The 20,121-nt window shown below is 70.3% G+C and carries 21 protein-coding genes; 17 read left to right on the top strand and 4 right to left on the bottom strand.

Annotation, left to right across the window (positions count from 1 at the left end; all coding sequences use genetic code 11):
* Positions 1–61: 61 nt before the first annotated feature.
* From ABD264_RS08735 to ABD264_RS08715, 5 genes are all read left to right on the top strand, one after another.
* Positions 62–601, top strand: a complete 540-nt coding sequence (locus ABD264_RS08735; protein ID WP_145011334.1) for a TetR/AcrR family transcriptional regulator — start codon at positions 62–64, stop codon at positions 599–601.
* Positions 598–1,011: a DMT family transporter gene (locus ABD264_RS08730; protein ID WP_144942984.1), complete on the top strand. Its 414-nt coding sequence runs from the start codon at positions 598–600 to the stop codon at positions 1,009–1,011. Before ABD264_RS08735 ends, ABD264_RS08730 begins: the two co-directional genes overlap by 4 nt.
* The gene (locus ABD264_RS08725; protein WP_144942983.1) at positions 1,008–1,337 is read left to right on the top strand and encodes a DMT family transporter; all 330 of its coding nucleotides are present in this window, start codon (positions 1,008–1,010) and stop codon (positions 1,335–1,337) included. The genes ABD264_RS08730 and ABD264_RS08725 overlap by 4 nt, the downstream gene beginning before the upstream one ends.
* A gap of 76 nt (positions 1,338–1,413) precedes the next feature.
* Positions 1,414–2,454, top strand: coding sequence for a Dyp-type peroxidase (locus ABD264_RS08720; protein WP_344205524.1), 1,041 nt, complete (start codon positions 1,414–1,416; stop codon positions 2,452–2,454).
* A 46-nt stretch (positions 2,455–2,500) separates the two neighbouring features.
* The gene (locus ABD264_RS08715) at positions 2,501–3,301 is read left to right on the top strand and encodes a family 1 encapsulin nanocompartment shell protein (protein WP_102613629.1); all 801 of its coding nucleotides are present in this window, start codon (positions 2,501–2,503) and stop codon (positions 3,299–3,301) included.
* Between the two features lie 90 nt (positions 3,302–3,391).
* Here ABD264_RS08715 and ABD264_RS08710 read toward each other — a convergent pair whose 3' ends face one another.
* Positions 3,392–5,278, bottom strand: coding sequence for an FAD-binding monooxygenase (locus ABD264_RS08710; protein WP_344205521.1), 1,887 nt, complete (start codon positions 5,276–5,278; stop codon positions 3,392–3,394).
* A 315-nt stretch (positions 5,279–5,593) separates the two neighbouring features.
* Here ABD264_RS08710 and ABD264_RS08705 point away from each other — a divergent pair, with 315 nt between their 5' ends.
* The 9 genes from ABD264_RS08705 to ABD264_RS08665 all read left to right on the top strand — a co-directional run bounded on the left by ABD264_RS08705 (position 5,594) and on the right by ABD264_RS08665 (position 15,369).
* Positions 5,594–7,126 (top strand): fumarylacetoacetate hydrolase family protein, encoded by a 1,533-nt coding sequence (locus ABD264_RS08705; RefSeq protein WP_344205519.1) that lies wholly within the window; start codon positions 5,594–5,596, stop codon positions 7,124–7,126.
* Positions 7,127–7,174: 48 nt separating this feature from the next.
* On the top strand, positions 7,175–7,864 hold the full coding sequence (locus ABD264_RS08700; protein WP_144942978.1) for a GntR family transcriptional regulator: 690 nt from the start codon (positions 7,175–7,177) through the stop codon (positions 7,862–7,864).
* Between the two features lie 50 nt (positions 7,865–7,914).
* A complete protein-coding gene (gene hpaE / locus ABD264_RS08695; RefSeq protein ID WP_344205517.1) occupies positions 7,915–9,450 on the top strand; it encodes a 5-carboxymethyl-2-hydroxymuconate semialdehyde dehydrogenase in 1,536 nt (511 codons plus the stop codon).
* A gap of 129 nt (positions 9,451–9,579) precedes the next feature.
* On the top strand, positions 9,580–10,746 hold the full coding sequence (hpaD, locus tag ABD264_RS08690; protein WP_290498871.1) for a 3,4-dihydroxyphenylacetate 2,3-dioxygenase: 1,167 nt from the start codon (positions 9,580–9,582) through the stop codon (positions 10,744–10,746).
* Between the two features lie 83 nt (positions 10,747–10,829).
* Positions 10,830–11,615, top strand: coding sequence for a 2-oxo-hept-4-ene-1,7-dioate hydratase (gene hpaH, locus ABD264_RS08685; RefSeq protein ID WP_303106397.1), 786 nt, complete (start codon positions 10,830–10,832; stop codon positions 11,613–11,615).
* Positions 11,612–12,436 carry an HpcH/HpaI aldolase family protein gene (locus ABD264_RS08680; RefSeq protein WP_425554311.1) on the top strand — a complete coding sequence of 275 codons (825 nt, stop codon included), beginning with the start codon at positions 11,612–11,614 and terminating at the stop codon, positions 12,434–12,436. Before hpaH ends, ABD264_RS08680 begins: the two co-directional genes overlap by 4 nt.
* Positions 12,437–12,534: 98 nt before the next feature.
* On the top strand, positions 12,535–12,969 hold the full coding sequence (locus ABD264_RS08675) for a cytidine deaminase (RefSeq protein ID WP_094393332.1): 435 nt from the start codon (positions 12,535–12,537) through the stop codon (positions 12,967–12,969).
* Positions 12,970–13,083: 114 nt separating this feature from the next.
* On the top strand, positions 13,084–14,505 hold the full coding sequence (locus tag ABD264_RS08670; RefSeq protein ID WP_344205513.1) for a dihydrolipoyl dehydrogenase family protein: 1,422 nt from the start codon (positions 13,084–13,086) through the stop codon (positions 14,503–14,505).
* 213 nt (positions 14,506–14,718) lie between these two features.
* The gene (locus ABD264_RS08665; protein ID WP_344205511.1) at positions 14,719–15,369 is read left to right on the top strand and encodes a DUF1345 domain-containing protein; all 651 of its coding nucleotides are present in this window, start codon (positions 14,719–14,721) and stop codon (positions 15,367–15,369) included.
* A gap of 57 nt (positions 15,370–15,426) precedes the next feature.
* Here the strand turns inward: ABD264_RS08665 and ABD264_RS08660 are convergent, their stop codons facing one another.
* The 3 genes from ABD264_RS08660 to ABD264_RS08650 all read right to left on the bottom strand — a co-directional run bounded on the left by ABD264_RS08660 (position 15,427) and on the right by ABD264_RS08650 (position 18,062).
* Positions 15,427–16,218: a hypothetical protein gene (locus tag ABD264_RS08660; RefSeq protein ID WP_186366757.1), complete on the bottom strand. Its 792-nt coding sequence runs from the start codon at positions 16,216–16,218 to the stop codon at positions 15,427–15,429.
* 347 nt (positions 16,219–16,565) lie between these two features.
* On the bottom strand, positions 16,566–17,153 hold the full coding sequence (locus tag ABD264_RS08655; RefSeq protein WP_344205508.1) for a hypothetical protein: 588 nt from the start codon (positions 17,151–17,153) through the stop codon (positions 16,566–16,568).
* An 87-nt stretch (positions 17,154–17,240) separates the two neighbouring features.
* On the bottom strand, positions 17,241–18,062 hold the full coding sequence (locus ABD264_RS08650; protein WP_344205506.1) for a sulfurtransferase: 822 nt from the start codon (positions 18,060–18,062) through the stop codon (positions 17,241–17,243).
* A gap of 173 nt (positions 18,063–18,235) precedes the next feature.
* Between ABD264_RS08650 and ABD264_RS08645 the strand changes: the two genes are divergently transcribed.
* From ABD264_RS08645 to ABD264_RS08635, 3 genes are all read left to right on the top strand, one after another.
* The gene (locus ABD264_RS08645) at positions 18,236–18,547 is read left to right on the top strand and encodes a hypothetical protein (protein ID WP_094393337.1); all 312 of its coding nucleotides are present in this window, start codon (positions 18,236–18,238) and stop codon (positions 18,545–18,547) included.
* Between the two features lie 70 nt (positions 18,548–18,617).
* Positions 18,618–19,010 (top strand): DoxX family protein, encoded by a 393-nt coding sequence (locus ABD264_RS08640; protein ID WP_094393338.1) that lies wholly within the window; start codon positions 18,618–18,620, stop codon positions 19,008–19,010.
* 113 nt (positions 19,011–19,123) lie between these two features.
* A complete protein-coding gene (locus tag ABD264_RS08635) occupies positions 19,124–19,921 on the top strand; it encodes a carbon-nitrogen hydrolase family protein (RefSeq protein ID WP_144942970.1) in 798 nt (265 codons plus the stop codon).
* The last annotated feature ends 200 nt before the right edge of the window (positions 19,922–20,121 follow it).

Genomic DNA, 20,121 nt, shown 5'->3' with positions numbered 1-20,121 from the left:
GGCGTTTCGCGGCACGTGCCAGCTCGGCGATGCTTACCATACGTATGGTAGGTTGCACCGCATGACGACCAAACCCGAGATCCTCGACCGCGCGCTGGACGTGCTGCGCGCGGGGGATGCCCTGACGCTGGACGCCGTGGCGCGCGCCGTCGGCATCACCAAGCCCGGGGTGGTGCACCACTTTCCCACCAAGGACAGGCTCTCCGTGGCCGTGGTGGACCACCTGCTCGACCACTGGGAGACGGAGTTGATGCATCGCGCGGGACCAGACCCGGACGCCGTCACACGCCTGCGCGCCTACGTGGAGTTCGCGCTGCTGAACGAGCTGGACCCGGCGGACCTCGCCGTCCTCGCAGACTCACGGCTGCGTCCCGAGCTTGCCGCCCGGTGGAGCGAGCGCATGAGCGAGTGGTTCGGGGACTCCGACCGCCCGAACATCGTGGCAGCCCGCCTGGTGGCGGACGGTGCGTGGATCGACCGCTGCCTCGGGATGCTGGACCTGGACGAGGACCACCGGCGCGCCGTCGTGGACGTGACCCTGGGCCTGGTAGGGGACGGCCCCACGGCGGAAGGCCTCGGGGCAGAGGGGGCGGACTCGTGAAGAAGTGGCTCTTCCTGGTCCTCGCGATCGGCTGCGAGGTGACCGGCTCGCTGTCCATGAAGGCCGCCGTGGAGTCGCCCGGCTTCTACGCCCTGGCCACGCTCGGCTACGTGGGCGCGTTCGTCTGCCTGTTCGTCTCGCTGCGCAGCGGCATGAGTCTGGGCGTGGGCTACGGCATCTGGGGCGCCGCCGGGGTGGCCGCCACCGCCGTGATGTCCATGCTGATCTTCGGCGAGCCCATCACCCTGCTCATGGGCGTGGGTCTCGTGGCCGTCATGCTGGGCGTGCTGCTCGTGGAGGTCGGCTCACAGCTGGACAGGCGGGGCGGGGCGGACCAGAGCGGGGCGGACGACGGCCGGACGCCCGGGAGCATCTGCTCGACCCCCACCGCAACGGAGGCCACCCGATGACCGCGTTCCCGCTTCTGCTCCTCGCGCTGGCCATCCTCTCGGAGGTCACCGCCACGGTCTGCCTGCGCATGGCGAGCGCGGGCGGTGGGAGGTGGTGGATCGGTGTGGTGGCGGGCTACCTCACCGCCTTCACCCTGCTGGCGGCGGTGCTCGCCCAGGGCATGGCGCTCGGGGTGGCGTACGGCATCTGGGCCGCCGCCGGGGTGGCGCTGACGGCGGTGATCAGCCGTCTCGTCTTCAAGGAACCCCTCACGTGGGTCATGAGCCTGGGGCTGGTGCTGATCGTGGGCGGCGTGCTGCTCATCGAGACGGGCGCGACCCACTGAAGGAGGTGGGCTCGGGCGCTACTGTGGGATCAGTCATCGGCCCGCAACGGTAGCCCGCTCACCCCATGGAGGCACCATGCCCACTCAGAAGATCGTGGCCCCACCGGCCAAAGCCGCCATGTTCCTGGTCCTCACCGTCAACGAGGGCGCGGAGGCCCAGGTGGCGGATGTCCTGACCGGCGTTTCGGACCTCACCAAGGCGGTCTCGTTCCGTGTGCCCACGAGCAACCTGCTGTGCGTGGTGGGCATCGGGCACGACGCCTGGGGTCGGCTCTTCGACGCTCCGCTGCCCAAGGATCTGCACCCGTTCAGGGAGTTCCACGGGGAGGTGCACTCCGCACCGGCCACCCCGGGGGACATCCTCATCCACCTGCGCGCCGGCACACAGGACGTGTGCTTCGAGCTCGCCAAGCAGCTCATGAGCAGGCTGCGCCCGTACACGCGGGTGCAGGACGAGGTCCACGGCTTCAAGTTCTTCGAGGAGCGGGACCTGCTGGGCTTCGTGGACGGCACCGCCAACCCGGAGGACGAGGACGCCCAGTCGGCCGCCGTGGTGGGGGACCAGGACCCCTCCTACCGTGGGGGGAGCTACGTGCTCGTCCAGAAGTACCTGCACCAGATGGACGAGTGGGAGGCCCTGTCCACGGGTGAGCAGGAGCGGGTGATCGGGCGCTCGAAGCTCGAGGACATTGAGATGTCGGACGAGCAGAAGCCGGCGAACTCCCACGTGGCACTGAACGACCTCGACGACGTGGACGGCCACGCCCGCGAGATCATGCGGGACAACATGCCGTTCGGCGAGGTGGGCTCGGCCGAGTTCGGCACCTACTTCATCGGCTACGCCGCGGACCCCGCGGTCACCGAGACCATGCTGGAGAACATGTTCATCGGCAACCCGCCGGGCACGTACGACCGCATCCTCGACTTCTCCACGGCGGTCACGGGCGGCCTGTTCTTCGCCCCGCCCAGGTCCTTCCTGGACGACCCCACCACGGTTCCCGCCCAGGACACATCCTCCGGTGCCGACGCCCCGGACGACGACGCCGTGCCCGCCTCCCCTGCGCCCGCCGCCCCAGCGGACGGCTCACTGGGCATCGGCAGCCTGAAGCGACCCTGACACGAGCCGGACCCACCACACGACAACCTGATCCAAGGAGCTGACGATGAACAACCTGTACCGCGATCTCGCCCCCATATCTTCCGCAGCCTGGTCCGACATGGAAGACGAGGCCCGCAGGACCTTCCGGGCCCGCGTGGCCGCGCGCCGCGTCGTCGACATGCCGGAGCCCGCCGGAGCGGAGTTCTCCGCGCTGGGCACCGGCCACGTGAGTCGCATCGAGGCGGACACCAGCGGCGTGCAGGCGCTGCAGCGCCACGTGGTGCGCGTGGTGGAGCTGCGCGCGCCGTTCACCGTGAAGCGCTCGGACGTGGACGACGTCGAGCGCGGCGCCACGGACCCGGACTGGCAGCCCGTCAAGGACGCCGCCGTGGCCCTGGCCTCCGCCGAGGACCGCACGGTGTTCTACGGTTCGGACGCCGCGGGGATCCAGGGCATCGCGCCCGCGAGCGACAACGGCCGCGTCACCATGCCGCAGGACGTCCGCGAGTTTCCCAACGCGGTGGCGAAGGCCAAGACGGAGCTGCGGCTGGCCGGTGTGGCCGGGCCGTACAACCTGCTGCTGCCCGCGGACCTCTACACGGAGGTCACGGAGACCACCGACCACGGCTACCCTATCTACGACCACATCTCCCGCATCCTGGGCGACGGCAGCATCATCTGGGCCCCCGCGCTCGACGACGCCCTGCTGCTCTCCGCGCGCGGTGGCGACTACGAGCTGCACCTGGGTCTGGACACCGCGATCGGCTACTCCTCTCACACGGCTGAGACCGTGGACCTGTACCTGCGTGAGACCCTCACGTTCCGGGTCAACACCTCCGAGGCGAGCGTGGTCATTTCCCACTGACCCCGGTCTGCACGAAGAACCCGCCGCGCACTCCCCCAAGGAGCGCGCGGCGGGTCGTTTCATCCCCGGGGGCAGCAGGGGCCCTGCGGGTCACCCCCTGCGCAGGAACCCGGCGAAGAACTCGCCCAGCTCAGCGGTGGCATCCAGTGGGAGGACGGCGGCCACGTAGTGGTCCGGGCGCACGACCACAATGGCGCCGTCGCGGCTGATCTTGCGCACGTCGAAGACGTCCTCGCCGGGGATCGCTGCGTAGACGCGCTCCCAGTAGTTCAGCTCGAATGGGCCCACCTGCGGTTTGAACGCGCGCGGCACCTTGGTGATGTCCACGTCCGTGTAGGGCTGCTGGTAGGTGACATCCACGTCGAAGAGCGTGGCGTCCCCGTCGCCTTCGCGGCGGTAGGCCACCAGCGGTGAGGCGGGGTCGTTCTGCAGCCACTCGGCGAACGCGGTGGTGGGGGAGCCTGCACCGGCCACGGCGGAGTCCGCGTACACGTGGATGCGCCAGCGCCCGTCCGCGGTGGCCTCGTGGCCCTGGTGCACCACCATGGAGTCGCACACGCGCTGGACTTTCGCGGACTTGAAGCGCTTGCCCACGGGCCAGCCCTCCGCGAGGTCCTGGTGCTCGGTTCCGGCCACGATCAGCGAGGGCTTGTACTCGGTCATGAACCCGGCCGGGAACTCGGCGGTCTTGACGTAGAACTCCTCCAGGTACTTGGGGTCCGGAAGCTTGTCCTGCGGGGTGGCCATCAGGGTGGACCACTCGCGGTCGAAGTCGATCAGGTCCTTGGCGATGTCCTGCCGCTCCTCGGAGTAGGTGTCCAGCAGGGACTCGTCCGCGCGTCCCGAGAGCACGGCCCCGAGCTTCCAGCCCAGGTTCCAGCCGTCCTGCATGGACACGTTCATGCCCTGCCCGGCCTTCGCGGAGTGGGTGTGGCACGCGTCCCCGGCGATGAACACACGGGGGCAGCGGGTGCCGCGGTCCTCGGTGTCGACGTCGTCGAAGTGGTCCGTGAGGCGGTGGCCCACCTCGTACACGGAGGACCACGCCACGGACTTCACGTCCACGCTGTAGGGGTGGATGATCTCGTTCGCGCGGCGGATGACCTCTTCCACGGGGGTCTTGCGGATCTCGTGGTTGTCGTCCTCCGGGACCTCTCCCAGGTCTACGTACATGCGGCACAGCAGCCCGCCCTCGCGCGGGATGTGCAGGATGGAGCCGTGCACGGAGTTGATCGCGCACTTGGTGCGGATGTCCGGGAAGTCCGTGTTGGCGAGCACGTCCATGACGCCCCACGCGTGGTTGGCGCCCTTGCCCTCGAGCTTGCGGCCGATGGCCTTGCGCACTCGGGAGGCGGCGCCGTCGCAGCCGAAGACGTACTGGGCGCGCACCGTGCGCTCCTCGCCCTCGCGGGGACCGGCAACGTAGCGGACGGTGACGGCGACCGGGTACTCCTGCTCCTGGTCCACCTCCAGGCCCACGAACTCGATGCCGTAGTCCGGCTCGATCTTCCCGGGGCCCCGCTTGGCGGAGCGCAGGAAGTAGTCGAGCACCCGCGCCTGGTTGACGATCATGTGGGGGAACTCGGAGATGCCGTGGGGGTCGTCCGCGGGGCGGCCCGTGCGCACGATGTTCTGCGGGTTGGTGGGGTCCGGGTTCCAGAAGCACATCTCCCGGAGCATGAACGCCTCCTGGATGATCTCCTGGGCGAAGCCGAAGGACTGGAACGTCTCCACGCTGCGCGCCTGCAGCCCGTCTGCCTGGCCGATCTCCAGGCGCCCTGTGCGACGTTCGATGATCCGGGTGCTGACCTCCGGGTACTGGGAGAGCTGCGCCGCGGCGATCACACCGGCCGGACCGGACCCCACGATGAGCACGTCCATGGTGTCCGGGAGGTCCTCGGGGCGGTCCACTCCGTGGCCGCGGGCCTCCTCCACGCGGGGGTCCTCCGAGACGTATCCGTTCTGATGAAAGAGCATGCCTTCTCCTGCGTTCTGCGGTGGGACGGGCCTGCGGTGCGGTGCGAGCCACAGTGCTCGGACCGCCGTGGACCGGTGCGCATGAAAGTCTGTCGTGCAGATCATATACGATATGTGGTGCGGGTAACAGGATGTTCTCGATCCCACCGAAGTGTGACGCGTGGTCGTCCCGGGAGCTTCGCGGGTCACAGGCCCGGGTCCTGCCCGCCGGGCCGTTGCCCCGTCACAATGGTGTGACGCAAGCCACTTGTCGCCTCCGGTCAAATAATATACGATTTTGAATAACATTCTGCCGATCACGAGGAGGCGGTCACGGTGACCGAGAACCCCCAGAACGCCCAGCACGCCGCGGACGGCACCGCCGCCGCGCAGCCCGTGCCGGTGTGTCCCGGCAAGATCGTCGCCGTGCACGTTGCCTATGAGTCCCGCGCGGCCCAGCGCGGTCGCAAGCCCGCCGTGCCGTCCTACTTCCTCAAGCCCGCCAGCTCCCTGGCCGGCTCCGGCGCCGTCGTTGAGCGCCCCGCGGGCACCGAGCTGCTCGCGTTCGAGGGGGAGATCGCCCTCGTCATCGGCACGCCCGCCCGCAACGTGTCGCTGGAGGAGGCGTGGGACCACGTGGCCGCCGTGACGGCCTCCAACGACTGGGGCCTCTACGACCTGCGCGCCGCGGACAAGGGCTCCAACCTGCGCAACAAGGGCCGGGACGGTTACACCTCCCTGGGCCCCTCGCTGATCGACGCCCGCGAGGTCTCCCCGGAGCAGCTGCGCGTGCGCACGTGGCTCAATGGCCAGGTGGTGCAGGAGGACACCACGGCCCCGGAGAACATGATCTTCCCGCTCGCCCAGTTCGTGGCGGACCTCTCCCAGCACGTGACCCTGGAGGGGGGGGACGTGATCCTCACCGGCACACCCGCGGGGTCCTCGGTCGCGCAGCCCGGGGACGTCGTAGAGGTGGAGGTGGACGCGCCGCACGCCGCGGGAGCGCCGTCGTCGGGCCGCCTGCTCAGCCTCGTGACCGAGGGCAGCGAGGGCTTCGACGAGGGCCTGGGCGCAATGCCCGCCGTGAACGACACCCAGCGCGAGGAGGCGTGGGGCTCGCGCGACGCCGCGGGACTGCCCGAGCAGGGCGGGGAGCACGCGCTCAGCCCGGCGCTACGGGCGAAGCTCGACAAGGCCCCCACCGCGGGCCTCTCCGCCCAGCTGCGCAAGCGCGGGCTGAACAATGTGGTGGTCGCGGACGTCTTCCCGCAGACCCCCGGCGCCAAGCTGGTGGGCACCGCCAAGACCCTGCGCTTCGTACCCAACCGTGAGGACCTCTTCACGAGTCACGGCGGCGGCTACAACGCGCAGAAGCGCGCGTTCGACGCCGTGGGCGAGGGCGAGGTGATCGTGATCGAGGCGCGCGGGGAGACCGGTTCCGCGACCCTCGGTGACGTCCTCGCGCTGCGGGCCCGCCACAACGGCGCGGCCGGTGTGGTCACGGACGGCGGCGTGCGTGACTATGCGGCGGTGCAGGAGATCGGGCTGCCCGTGTTCTGCAAGGGCCCCAACCCTGCCGTGCTCGGCCGGCGGCACGTGCCGTGGGAGTCGGACGTGGCCGTGGCCTGTGGCAACGTCACGGTGCTCCCGGGTGACGTGGTCGTGGGGGACGACGACGGCGTCGTCGTGATCCCGCGAGAGCTCGCCGAGGAGGTGGCCCAGGATGCCCTGGCCAAGGAGCACGAGGACGCCTGGGTGGCCGAGCGCGTGGCCGAGGGCCACCCGGTGGACGGGCTGTTCCCGCCCACGGGGGAGTGGAAGCAGAAGTTCCAGCAGTGGCTGGCCGAGAACCCGCCGCCCTCCGAGTGACCCGCGCCTGACCCCCCCCCGAACCCACCGAACCGAACCGAGGACCACATGCCCCTGACCGCGAATGCCGCACCCTCCAAGGCGCAGCGCGCGTACGACTGGATCAAGGCCCAGATCATGTCCCAGGCATTCTCCCCGGGCTACCGCCTGGTGCTCGCGAGCATTGCCGAGACCCTGGGCATGTCCGTGGTGCCGGTGCGCGAGGCCATCCGACGGCTCGAAGCCGAGGGGCTGGTGACGTTCGAGCGCAACGTGGGCGCACGGGTGTCCATGGTGGACGGCGAGCAGTACACCTACAGCATGGAAGTCCTGGCGGTCCTGGAGGGCGCGGCCACCGCGCTGTCCGCCGCGCACATCACCGCCGAGGACCTCGCCCACGCGCGCGAGCTCAACGCCTCCATGGAAGCCTCCCTGAAGAACTTCGACCCGCAGACGTTCACGGAGACCAACCACGAGTTCCACCGCGTGCTCGCGTGCCGGTGCCCCAACGAACGTCTCAACGACCTGGTCACGGTGGAGTGGGAACGCCTCAACCACCTGAGGACCTCCACGTTCTCGTTCGTCCCGGAGCGCGCCCGCGCCTCGGTCAACGAGCACCACCAGATCCTCCACCTCATCGAGACCCACGCCCCGGCGGACGCCGTGGAGCGTGCCGTGCGCCAGCACCGTGCGGCCACCCTGCGCAGCTATCTCAGCAGCCGCGAGGAGCCGGACGAGGCGCAACGGCACACCGCGTGACCCACAGACAAGCAATCACTGACGCATCCACAGATTCGAGGAGCCATCACATGGCCGCTCTGCAGGACACCAAGCCCGAGAACCTTCCCGATTCCATCCGCCACTACATCGGCGGCGAGTGGGTGGACTCGATCGACGGCGACACGTTCGACGTGCTCAACCCCGTGACCAACGAGCCCTACATCACGGCCGCTTCCGGCAAGAAGGCGGACATCGAGGCCGCCGTGGCCGCCGCCAGGAAGGCGTTCGAGGAGGGCCCGTGGCCCAGGATGCTCCCGCGTGAGCGTTCCCGGATTCTGCACAAGATCGCGGACATTGTGGAGTCCCGCGGTGACCAGCTGGCAGCCATGGAGTCCTATGACTCCGGTCTGCCCATCACCCAGGCCCTGGGCCAGGCGCGCCGCGCGGCGGAGAACTTCCGCTTCTTCGCGGACCTGATCGTGGCCCAGATCGACGACGCCTACAAGGTCCCCGGGCGCCAGGTGAACTACGTGAACCGCAAGCCCATTGGCGTGGCCGGTCTGATCACCCCGTGGAACACCCCGTTCATGCTGGAGTCCTGGAAGTTGGGCCCCGCCCTGGCCACCGGCAACTGCGTGGTGCTCAAGCCCGCGGAGTTCACCCCGCTGTCCGCGTCACTGTGGCCGGGCATCTTCGAGGAGGCCGGTGTGCCCGCCGGTGTGTTCAACCTGGTGAACGGTTTCGGCGAAGAAGGCTACGCCGGTGACTCCCTGGTCAAGCACCCGGACGTGCCCCTGATCTCCTTCACGGGCGAGTCCCGCACGGGCCAGATCATCTTCGGCAACGCCGCCCCGTACCTCAAGGGCCTGTCCATGGAGCTGGGGGGCAAGTCCCCGGCCGTGGTCTTCGAGGACGCGGACCTGGAGGCCGCGATCAACGCCACGATCTTCGGGGTGTTCTCCCTCAACGGCGAGCGCTGCACTGCGGGCTCGCGCATCCTGGTGCAGCGCGGGATCTACGACGAGTTCGTGGCGCGCTACGCCGCGCAGGCCAAGCGGGTGAAGGTGGGTCTGCCCTCGGACCCCAGCACCGAGGTGGGCGCCCTGGTGCACCCGGAACACTACGAGAAGGTCATGTCCTACGTGGAGATCGGCAAGCAGGAGGCCCGCCTGGTGGCCGGAGGCGGCCGCCCCGAGGGCTTCGAGACCGGCAACTACGTGGCGCCCACGGTGTTCGTGGACGTGAAGCCGGACGCCCGGATCTTCCAGGAGGAGATCTTCGGTCCGGTGGTGGCCATCACCCCGTTCGACACGGAGGAGGAGGCGCTGGAGCTCGCCAACAACACCAAGTACGGCCTGGCCGCCTACATCTGGACCAGCGACCTCAAGCGCGCCCACAACTTCGCGCAGAACGTGGAGGCGGGGATGGTGTGGCTGAACTCCAACAACGTGCGTGACCTGCGCACCCCGTTCGGCGGCGTGAAGGCCTCGGGGTTGGGCCACGAGGGCGGCTACCGCTCGATCGACTTCTACACGGACCAGCAGGCCGTGCACATCAACCTGGGTGAGGTGCACAACCCGGTGTTCGGCAAGCAGGAGGACGCCGCCGCCCAGACGGACGGCTGAGCCCCCGCAGCACGTCCGCGCCACACTCGCCCCGCCGCGGGCCGCCCGGCCCGCGGCTGCGGGAGGCGCCAGACCCCCCACGACCCTTTCACCGCCATCACGAAGCACCCTCACCACGAAGGACACACCATGACGAATCCCGCTGATCGGACAATGACGTCCTCGGGCTTCTATGTTTCGCAGGAAGCCCCGATCACCACCGACAACCCCATCACGACCCCCTCCGTGCCCGCGCCGGACATCCTGCGCTGCGCGTACATGGAGCTCGTGGTCACGGACCTCGTGAAGTCCCGCGAGTTCTACGTGGACGTGCTGGGGCTCACGGTCACGGAGGAGGATGCGAACACCGTCTACCTGCGTTCGATCGAGGAGTTCATCCACCACAACCTGGTGCTGCGCCAGGGCCCCGTGGCCGCCGTGGCGGCGTTCTCCTACCGCGTGCGCACCCCGGAGGACCTGGACAGGGCCGTGGCCTTCTACGAGGAGCTCGGTTGCCGCGTGGAGCGCCGCCCCGAGGGGTTCACCAAGGGCATCGGCGAGTCCGTGCGCGTGGAGGACCCGCTGGGCTTCCCCTACGAGTTCTTCTACGACGTGGAGCACGTGGAGCGCCTCGCGTGGCGCTACGACCTCTACACCCCGGGCGCACTGGTGCGCCTGGACCACTTCAACCAGGTCACCCCGGACGTGCCCCGCGCCACCAAGTTCATGCAGGACCTGGGCTTCCGCGTGACCGAGGACATCCAGGACGAGCAGGGCACCGTGTACGCCGCGTGGATGCGCCGCAAGCCCACCGTGCACGACACCGCCATGACCGGCGGGGACGGCCCCCGCATGCACCACGTGGCCTTCGCGACCCACGAGAAGCACAACATCCTGGCCATCTGCGACAAGCTCGGTGCGCTGCGCCAGTCGGACCGGATCGAGCGCGGCCCCGGGCGCCACGGCGTGTCCAACGCGTTCTACCTGTACCTGCGGGACCCGGACGGGCACCGCGTGGAGATCTACACGCAGGACTACTACACCGGTGACCCGGACAACCCCGTGGTCACGTGGGACGTCCACGACAACCAGCGCCGCGACTGGTGGGGCACCCCCGTGGTCCCCTCCTGGTACACGGACGCCTCCCTGGTGCTGGACCTGGACGGCAATCCCCAGGAGGTCGTCTCCCGCACGGACGACTCCGAGCTCGCGGTGACCATCGGCGCGGACGGCTTCTCCTACACGCGCCCCGAGGAGGGCGAGGAGTCCATGCCCGAGTGGAAGCAGGGCGAGTACAAGATGGGCCACCAGCTCTGAGGCCCGCCTCCTACGCGTGAGCCGTGCCCGTTCACCCTGGCGGGCGCGGCCCACGGCGCACGGACCAACCGAAAGGCAAGGACATGCTTGACCAGGAACGCGTGGTGGCCATCGCGGACGAGCTGGCCGCAGCGGAGGCGAACCGCACGATGATCGAGCGGCTCACGCTGCGCCACCCGGAGATGACCGTGGAGGACTCCTACGCGGTGCAGAACGAGTGGCGCCGGCGGGCCCAGGAGAACGGCCGACGGCTGGTGGGCCGCAAGATCGGGCTGACGTCCAAGGTCATGCAGGAGGCCACGGGGATCACCGAGCCGGACTACGGGGCGATCTTCGCGGACCAGGTGCATGAGAACGGTTCGGTGATCGAGCACGGGCAGTACTCGAACGTGCGGATCGAGGTGGAGCTCGCGTTCGTGCTCAAGGACGAGCTGCGCGGGCCCAACGTGAGCATCTTCGACGTGCTGCGGTCCACCGAGTACGTGGTGCCGGCGCTGGAGATCCTCAGCTCGCGGATCCAGATGGAGGGTCGCACCATCGTGGACACCATCTCGGACAACGCCGCGCTGGGCGGGATGGTCTACGGCGGCAACCCGGTGGCACCGGACAGCGTGGACCTGCGCTGGATCTCCGCGCTGCTGTACCGCAACGAGACGCTGGAGGACACCGGCGTGGCCGCCGCGGTGCTGAACCACCCGGCGAACGGCGTGGTGTGGCTGGCCAACAAGCTCTCGGCGCACGGGGACGCGCTGGAGGCCGGGAGCATCGTGCTCGCCGGGTCCTTCACCAAGCCCATGTGGGTGCACCCCGGGGACACCGTCCACGCCGACTACGGACAGCTGGGAGCCATCACGTGTCGCTTCGAGTGAACGATCTGATCCAGACCTTCCGCGCACCGGACGCCGCCAACCTGCCCGGCGTGCTGCCGAGCCTCAGGGATCTCTTCGCCCTGCCGCGCACGCCGCAGGACCCGGTCACGGGCATCTTCCTGTCCTCGGGGGATCCCACGGCCGCGGAGATCTGCGCGAGTGCGGGCTTCGACTACCTCCTGGTGGACGGCGAGCACTCGCCGCTGTCCCTGGAGTCCATCCAGGCGCAGCTGCGCGCGATCGCCGGGTACCCCACGCTGTCCGTGGTGCGGGTGCCGGCCAACGACGAGGTCGTGATCAAGCAGTACCTGGACCTCGGTGCGCAGTCGGTGATCGTGCCCATGGTGGACTCGGTGGCGGAGGCCGAGGCTGCGGCGCGCTCCGTGGCCTACCCCTCGGTGGGCCTGAGGGGCGTGGGTTCCGCGCTGGCCCGTTCCGGGCGCTGGGGCGGGATCCCCGGCTACCTCCCGCGGGCCCGGGAGACCATCACGCTGGTGGTGCAGGCGGAGTCTGCCGCCGCCGTGGGGAACGTTGAGCAGATCGCGGCGGTGGACGGGGTCGACGGCGTGTTCATCGGGCCCTCGGACCTCGCCGCCTCCATGGGGCTGCTGGGGGAGCAGACCCACCCGGACGTCGTCGCAGCCGTGAAGCATGTGATCACCGCGGTGCAGGCCGCCGGGAAGTTCGTGGGCGTCAACGCGTTCGCGCAGGACCAGGCGCGGGACTACCTTGCTGCGGGAGCGGATTTCGTGAACGTGGGTGCCGACGTCGCCCTGCTGGCTTCCGGGGCGCGGAACCTTGCGGGGGCGTTCCGGCAGTAGCGGTTGGACGGCCTGGGAGTGGCGGGGCGTCCCGCCGGGTCAGTCTCACATCGTGTAGTGGCAGGGGACGGTGCGTGTCTGCCGCCTGGAGTCAGGGCATGGATGGCGAAGAGCTGGACCGCGCGGTCAACGCATGCCAAGACCTCATCGCGCAGCGGTTTCCCGGGGGCGGGGAACGCGGGGCAGCCGCGATGCTGCTCGCGGATGGGACCATTCTCACCGGCACGGCACCGGACGCGGTGAACCCGGCGGTGGAGGTGTGCCACGAGATCGAACCCTCCGCGGGGGCGTTCCGCCCGAACCAGAAAATCATTGCGTCGGTGTGCCTCCACCGCGACGAGACCGGGCGGGTGCTGGTCCTCCGCCCGTGCGGAGTATGCCGGGAACGGCTGGCTGTCCACGGGCCCGACGTGCTGGTCGGTGTGACGGCACCGGAGGACCCCGCGCAGGTGGTGTGGAAGAGGCTGCGGGACGTGCTCCCGGACTACTGGATGACAGTCTTCTCGCAGGAGGTCTCCGGGCGTCGGCGCTGAGGGTGCCCAACACCATCCGGCGCAACAGGCGGAGGGGTCCATCGTCCGCGCCCCTGACCTGAGGTGATCACACCCCCTAGACTCACCCCTACACCCGCAGCGAACGGAGTCGGCATGAGCACAGTTGAGACGACCGGCCAGGACGGCGGGGCGCGCGAGACGGACGCGGACGTCGTCGTCATCGGCGGCGGTCCCGTGGGGGAGAACGTGGCGCAGTACGCGCACGACGGCGGGCTGTCCGCCGTGATCGTGGAGGAGTCGCTGCTGGGCGGGGACTGCTCGTACTACGCGTGCATGCCCAGCAAGGCCCTGCTGCGCCCGCTCGAGGTGGCGGCCACCGCGCGGCACCTGCAGGGTGTGACCACCCCGGAGGTCGACCGCGCCGGTCTGCTCGCGCGCCGTGATGCCTGGGTCTCCCACTACGACGACGCCGGGCAGGTGCGCTGGGCGGAGAAGGCCGGTCTGCGCGTGGTCCACGGCCACGCCGAGATCACCGGCCCCCGCGAGGTGCTCGTGGGCGAGAACGGTCGTTCCCGCACGCTGACCGCCCGCCTCGCGGTGGTCGTGGCCACGGGTTCGAGCCCCGTGGTGCCGCCCGCGCTGCAGGGCATCCACGCCTGGAGCTCGCGGGACGCCACCGGCGTGGTGGAGGTCCCCGAGCGCCTGGCGATCGTGGGTGGCGGCGTGGTGGCGGTGGAGGCCGCCACCTGGATGGCCGCCCTCGGCTCAGAGGTCACCCTGCTGGTCCGCGGCGACTCGCTGCTGGGCGGGCAGGAGCCTTTCGTGGGCGACCTCGTGAGGAGCGCCCTGGAAGAACTGGGCGTGGCGGTCCGCTTCGGCACGTCCGTGGAGTCCGCGTCCCGCGACAACGCCCGCGCAACCGGCCTGGGCCGCGTCCACGGCGGCCCTGTGCACCTGAGCGCCACTGGGGGCGAGCTCCAGGTGGACGAGGTGCTCGCCGCCACCGGCCGCACCCCGCGCCTCGCGGACGTGGGCCTCGACGCCGTGGGTGTGAGCCCGCAGGACGTCCGCGCCGGCTCGCTGCCGGACTGGCTCCACGTGATCGGTGACGCCAAGGGGGATGCCCTGCTGACCCACATGGGCAAGTACGAGGCCCGCGTGCTCGGCTCCCGACTGGCCGGCGCGAGGGAGAGCGCAGCACCCACCGTCGTCCCCGTCCCGCAGGCCGTGTTCACGGACCCGGAGGTCGGCTCGGTGGGCATGACCGAGCGGGCGGCGCGGGAAGCGGGCCACGACGTCGTCGTGGCGGAGTCCCCGATGACCGGCGCAGCGGGCGCCGCGCTGCTGCGTGACGACGTCGCGGGACGGGCGAAACTCGTGGTCGAGGCGGGTACCGGGCACCTGCTCGGCGCCACGTTCGTGGGGCCCGACGCCGCGGAGCTCGTCCACGGGGCCACGATCGCGGTCGTGGGCCGGGTGCCGGTGAGCATGCTGCGCCACGCGGTCCCGAGCTACCCCACGGCCTCCGAGATCTGGCTCCGCCTGCTTGAGAGCCTTCCCGCGGAACTGCGCTGAGCGGCGGTCCGGGCCCGCGTCCCAGAATCGTGGCGGCGTGACGAGCCACGTAGTGTGTCCCGCGAGACGAACAGGGCCAAGCGCATGGAGTCCCCGCCGTCCCCGCAGCACGTCCCGCATCGGAGCGCCGCGGCATCGTCGCCTCCGGGCTTCCGCCCACGCACACGAGGGAGTGTCCGACCGCCCGGCACCTCCCGGAAGGACGCGCACGTCATGAGCACACCACTGAGCAGACGCAACCTGATGAGCTCGGCCTCGTTCCGACTGGTGAGCTCCATCGTCACGGGAGCCGCCGCGTTCCTGGTGGCGGTGAACTTCCTGGGCACGTCCCTCTCCCTCCTCGTGGGGATGTGCACCATCTCCCTGCTGTACGTGGGGGTCTCCGCGGGAGTGCTCTGGTCCATGGACCCCGACCGCACCCGGTACACCGCCGGCCGGGAGGACTTCCACCCGTTGATCCAGGAGCTGATCGGGGTGACCCTCGCGGTGGTGAGCCTGGTGACCGTCATCAGCGCGCTGGTGGGGGGCTCCCACCAGTCCCGCACCCTGGCCGCGGCACTGGGACTCGTGACCATCTTCCTCACGTGGGCAGTGCTGCACCTGATGTACGGCGCCCGCTACGCCCACGAGTACTACAAGGACCCGGCCGGGGGAATCGACTTCAACACCCAGGACGCGCCGCGCTACGTGGACTTTCTGTACTTCTCCTTCAACCTGGGCATGACGTTCCAGGTCTCGGACAACAACGTGGTGACCACGGGCCTGCGCGCCATCATCCTGCGCCACTGCCTGCTGTCCTACATCTTCAGCACGGTCATCCTGGCGGCCACCGTGAACCTCGTCATGGGTGTCCTGCCAGGATGACCGCGCCGGCTCCCTCTCCCCGCGTGTGCAGCCCCGTCTGCAGCCGTGGTGGGGGCGTCAGCCGCCCACCCGGATGGACTTGAGGATGGCGTCCACGGTGCCCGCGTCCTCCGTCTGGTTGATCTGGTTGACCAGCTCCACCCCTTCACGCTGGGGCAGGGGCCGGTGGCCCTCGTTCACGGGGGAGTAGTAGAACTCCGCCCACAGCTCGTTGCGCTTGCCGCCCCCGGGGATCGAGACGATGCCCCGTTTGTCCCCCTCCGTGAGGCCCCACAGCACGGAGTCGGCCTTGTCGCTGCGCGGCGGTGCGGGCACGTAGGTGGAGTACGTGGACACCTTCTCGCGCAGCTGCTTGGACAGCTCCGTCTCGTCACCGATCAAGGGATGGATGGGCCTGGTGAACCACTCGCCGCGCGGCGCGCGCGTGGCGGTGGAGGCCACGTTGCCCTTGACCTTGCCGTCTGGGTTGCTCAGCTCCAGATAGCCGCGGTTCTCCTGAGCCTTCCAGCTCTCGGGGTACTTGACCGTGAACAGGCCGTCCGGGTCCGTGTAGGTCTTGGTGAGCTCGTAGGTGGCTTCACTGCTGTCCGGGCTCGCGGTGGTGCCCGTCTGCGTCGCCCCGGGCTGGGCTGCTTCGGTCGAGGTCGCCTCGGACGAGGCCGCGCCGGACGGGTTCGACGACGCCGCGGCGTCCCCGCCGGAGCCGCTCGGGCTTGCTCCCTGCGCGTCCCCGGAGACACTGGGGGGGTCCCCGGCCGAGGGTGCTGCACCACCGCAGCCGGTCACCGCGAAGGCCCCGATCAGGGCACACCCGGCCACCCACGTCTTCACTGAAGTCCTGTTCGCCATAGCAAACAGGGTGACAAGAAGACCCGGGCGAGGCAACGCACAAACGGCGATGTAACCGTCTCGTGATTTTGCGTCTGCATGCAGCCCGGTCTCGACGCACGTCAAACCTGTGTTGACGTGCGGAAACGTTCACGCAAGACGGTTTTCCCTTTTCTGGGGACAGGCGGCTCCGAACGGCCGACAAACGGGGAATGTGGCGCGATTGTTACGCACCGGGCAGTCCTCCTCGTCCGCTGCCAGCGCCTCGGCGAGGCGGGCCCACCCCGGCCCGCGCGGGTCCATTCCCCGGGGACGGAAACGCCCGGTCCGGCGGGTGCCGGGCCGGGCATGAGAGATCACGCGAGCGTTCAGCCGGTGGGGTTCTCGTCCGTGGGCGTCAGGTAGCGCTCGCCGTCCTCAGTTGTCTGGAGGTCGTAGTCGCGCGCCTGCGCCTCCACGCGCTCCTCGACCGGGACCGAGTGGCGCACAGGCTCCACCACGGGGATGTCCTCGGCGCGCTCGTAGCCCGCGGCGTCGCCTTTCGAAGCGGCCGGGTTGACGTCCTCCCGGTTCGCCGGGTTGGCCGATACGTTGGGGTTGTCCGCTCCGGCCGGCGGCTGGAACTTGCGGGTGCCAGCGAGCGCCTCGGAATCGACCTGGCGGGCGCCCTGGGCGTCCACGGTTCCCTCGGGCACCACGGGGAGGCCCGTCTCTTGCACGGCCTTGGGCGGCTTGCCTCCGGTCGTGCGGTCCGCGGGGCGCGCATCACGGGCGCTCGCGTCTCCGTGCACCGGGGTGAAGCGGGGTTGTTCGGGGTCCCCGTCCGCCGCGTCATCAGGCTGGGTGTCCCGCCCGGCGCGGGAGTCGTCCTGGCCGGCCACAGTGGTGGGCTGGTCCGGATCGTCGATCTGGTCGGCGGACTGGATGGGGTCCGGGGTCTCGGGCTGCTGGGTCATGATCGTGCCTCCTGCGTCTGCATCGTCGCTGTCGGACTTTCATCTTGGCACTGCGCACGGGAAACCGTAAGTACCCGTCCGGGAGTCTCAGGCCGCCGGACCGGGCTCCGGGGAGGTCTCCACAGGACGGTCCGTGTGCGAGTACTGGGACCAGCTGCCGGGGAAGAGCCGGCCCATCCCGAGACCCGCGTGCTCCGCCACGAGCAGGTTGTGGCACGCCGTCACGCCGGAGCCGCAGTAGGAGATCATCTGGTCCGCGTCCGTCACGCCCGCACGCTCGAAGGCATCGCGCAGCTCGGCGGTGGGGCGCAGCGTCCTGTCCTGGGTCAGGTGGCTGCGGCACGGGATGTTGACCGCGCCCGGGATGTGGCCCGAGCGGGGGTCCACGGGGTCCGGCGCGTTGCCCGCGTACCGGGTGGCGTCCCGGGCATCCACCACCGCGGCACCGTGCGCGGCCTCGTCAATGGTCGCCAGGGCCTCTCGCGGCCACGGAACCGGGGCGAAGTCTGCGGCGGGCAGCACGGCCCGCTTCTTCTCGAGCTCGACGGCGGTGTCCAGGCCGCCGTCGAGCAGCGCGGCGCGGTGGCCGGTGGTGCGCAGCAGCCACACGAGACGCGCGGCCATCACGCCGCCGACGTCGTCGTAGGCGACCACCACGGCGTCGTCCCCGATGCCCGCGCGGGACATGGCCGCCGCGAAGTCCTCCGGCGACGGCAAGGGGTGTCGCCCGCCCTTCGGCGAGGCCGGTGCGGCGAGGTCCGCGCCCACGTCCACGAACACCGCGCCCGGCAGGTGCCCCTGCAGGTACTCGGCCTCCGCGCTGCGCCCGTCCAGGTACATGCGCGCGTCCGCGAGCACCACCTCGTCACGGTGCTCGGCCAGCCACTCGGGGGTGACAAAGGGGTCCATGAGCGTCTCCTCGTTCGGGTTCGTCCGCCGCGTCCGGCGACGCCGCGTGGGCCGGTCCCAGGGTAGGTCGCGGGAGTGTCACGGACCAGGGTGGGCGGTCGTTGGGCCGTCCCTGGCCACGGCGGAGGCGCCGGGCCCCGGCACCGGGCTGCCCACGGCACATCGGCGGGGCGGTGGACGGCGGGATCCTGCGGCTCACGGGCGAGCAGCTCGTCGCAGCGGACGACTACGAGGTCGCGGACCATGCGTGCCGCCGCGTGCACCTCACGGACGGGGCGATGGCGTGGGCGTACCTGGCCGCTGATCCGCTCGTGGCCGTGGAGCGCAAGGCTGCGCTGCTGCACTGGGCGGCCGCCACGAACCGGGACCTCCTCGACCCGTGGAACGCGCTCGCCGGGCGCTCCGACCTGCTGGCGGACGGCGTGCATCCCACGGCAGAGGGGGACGAGGTGGTGTGGGAGTGGCTGAATCCCCACGAGGTCTGACGGCCCGGGCGCCGGGGAGGACAGGAGCGGCGCCGTCGCCCCGTCGGCTACTGCTGGGTACGGTGAGGGCATGGGAAAGAAACTGATGACCGCCCGCCGCAGGGCCCACCGCTCCGCCGTGTTCTCCGGCCTGGCCCTGACCGGGATGGGCGTGCTGCACTTCGTCCGGCCCGAGGGCTTCGACGCTCTGGTCCCCGAGCAGCTGCCCGGCACCCCCCGGCAGTGGACCCTCGGGTCCGGCTGCGCGGAACTCGCCACCGGCGCGCTGCTGCTGGTCCCCGCCACACGACGGATCGGTGGCGCGGCGGCAGCGGCCCTGTTCGTGGGCGTGTGGCCCGGCAACATCAAGATGGCGTGGGACTGGCGCCACGAGCCCGCCTCCAAGCAGGTGATCTCGTTGGGGCGGCTGCCGCTTCAGATCCCCATGATCGTCAGCGCGGTGAAGATCGTCCGCAACGCCTGACACGCGGCGCTCGCTGCCCTTCTCCGAGGGGACCTCTGTCCCTGGTCCTGCCGCGTGTCCGCGGACGCGGCCCGCCCTTTCGGCGCCGGTGTGCCCCGTCTAGGGTGACTGGCATGCGTATCGCACTCGGACAGCTGCTCAGCACCTACGACCCGCCGCAGAACCTGGAACGCGTCGCGGACCTCACGCGGCGCGCGGGCGAGGACAGCGCGGATCTCCTGGTGCTGCCCGAGGCCACCATGTTCGCCTTCGGACGCGCTCTCAAGGACGTGGCCGAACCGCTCGACGGCCCTTGGGGCACCGCCGTCTCGGATCTTGCGCGCAAGCACGGCGTGGCGATCGTCGCGGGCATGTTCACCCCGGGCAACGGCGAGCGCGTCCGCAACACCACCGTGATCGCCCTGCCGGACGGCACGGTGCGCGGCTACTCCAAGATCCACCTCTTCGACGCGTTCGGCTTCCTCGAGTCGGACACCGTGGACCCCGGCGAGGATCCGGTCACCTTCGTGGTGGGCGGCACCACTGTGGGCGTGGCCACCTGCTACGACATCCGCTTCCCCCGCCTCTTCACCCGTCTGGCGCACGACGGCGCCCTGGTCACCGTGGTCGGCGCGTCCTGGGGTGACGGCCCGGGCAAGGCCGAGCAGTGGGAGCTGCTGGCGCGCGCCCGAGCCCTCGACACGACGTCGTACGTGGTGGCCGTGGGCCAGGCGAACCCGCTCGCAGTGGGGGAAGAGAACCCCGAGAACGCGCCGCGCGGCGTTGGGCACAGCCTGGTGGCGGCCCCTGACGGCACCGTGGTGGCGTCCCTCGGGGAGGCACCGGACTACACGGTGGTGGACCTGGACCTGGACCTCGTGGAGCGCACCCGCAAGTCCATCCCGGTGCTGAAGAACGCGCAGGAGCTGTGAGGAGCAGGATCCTCGCTCCAGTGCCGGCAGCCCAGCTGCAGGCACACCACCCCATACGTGCCTAAGATCAGTCAACTCGGCACGGGCCAGGTGGGCGCACGGGCGGTCGGCGGGTCGATGTGGTGACCGGTGCCGGCCGTCGACGAACGGGGTGTGCGGACAGCGACTGCAGTGTCGATTCTCGTGCGGGCGGCATCAGC

This window comes from Kocuria salsicia, assembly GCF_039532055.1.
Taxonomy (GTDB): Bacteria; Actinomycetota; Actinomycetes; order Actinomycetales; family Micrococcaceae; genus Kocuria; species Kocuria salsicia.
This window is presented reverse-complemented; position numbering and strand designations above follow the sequence as displayed.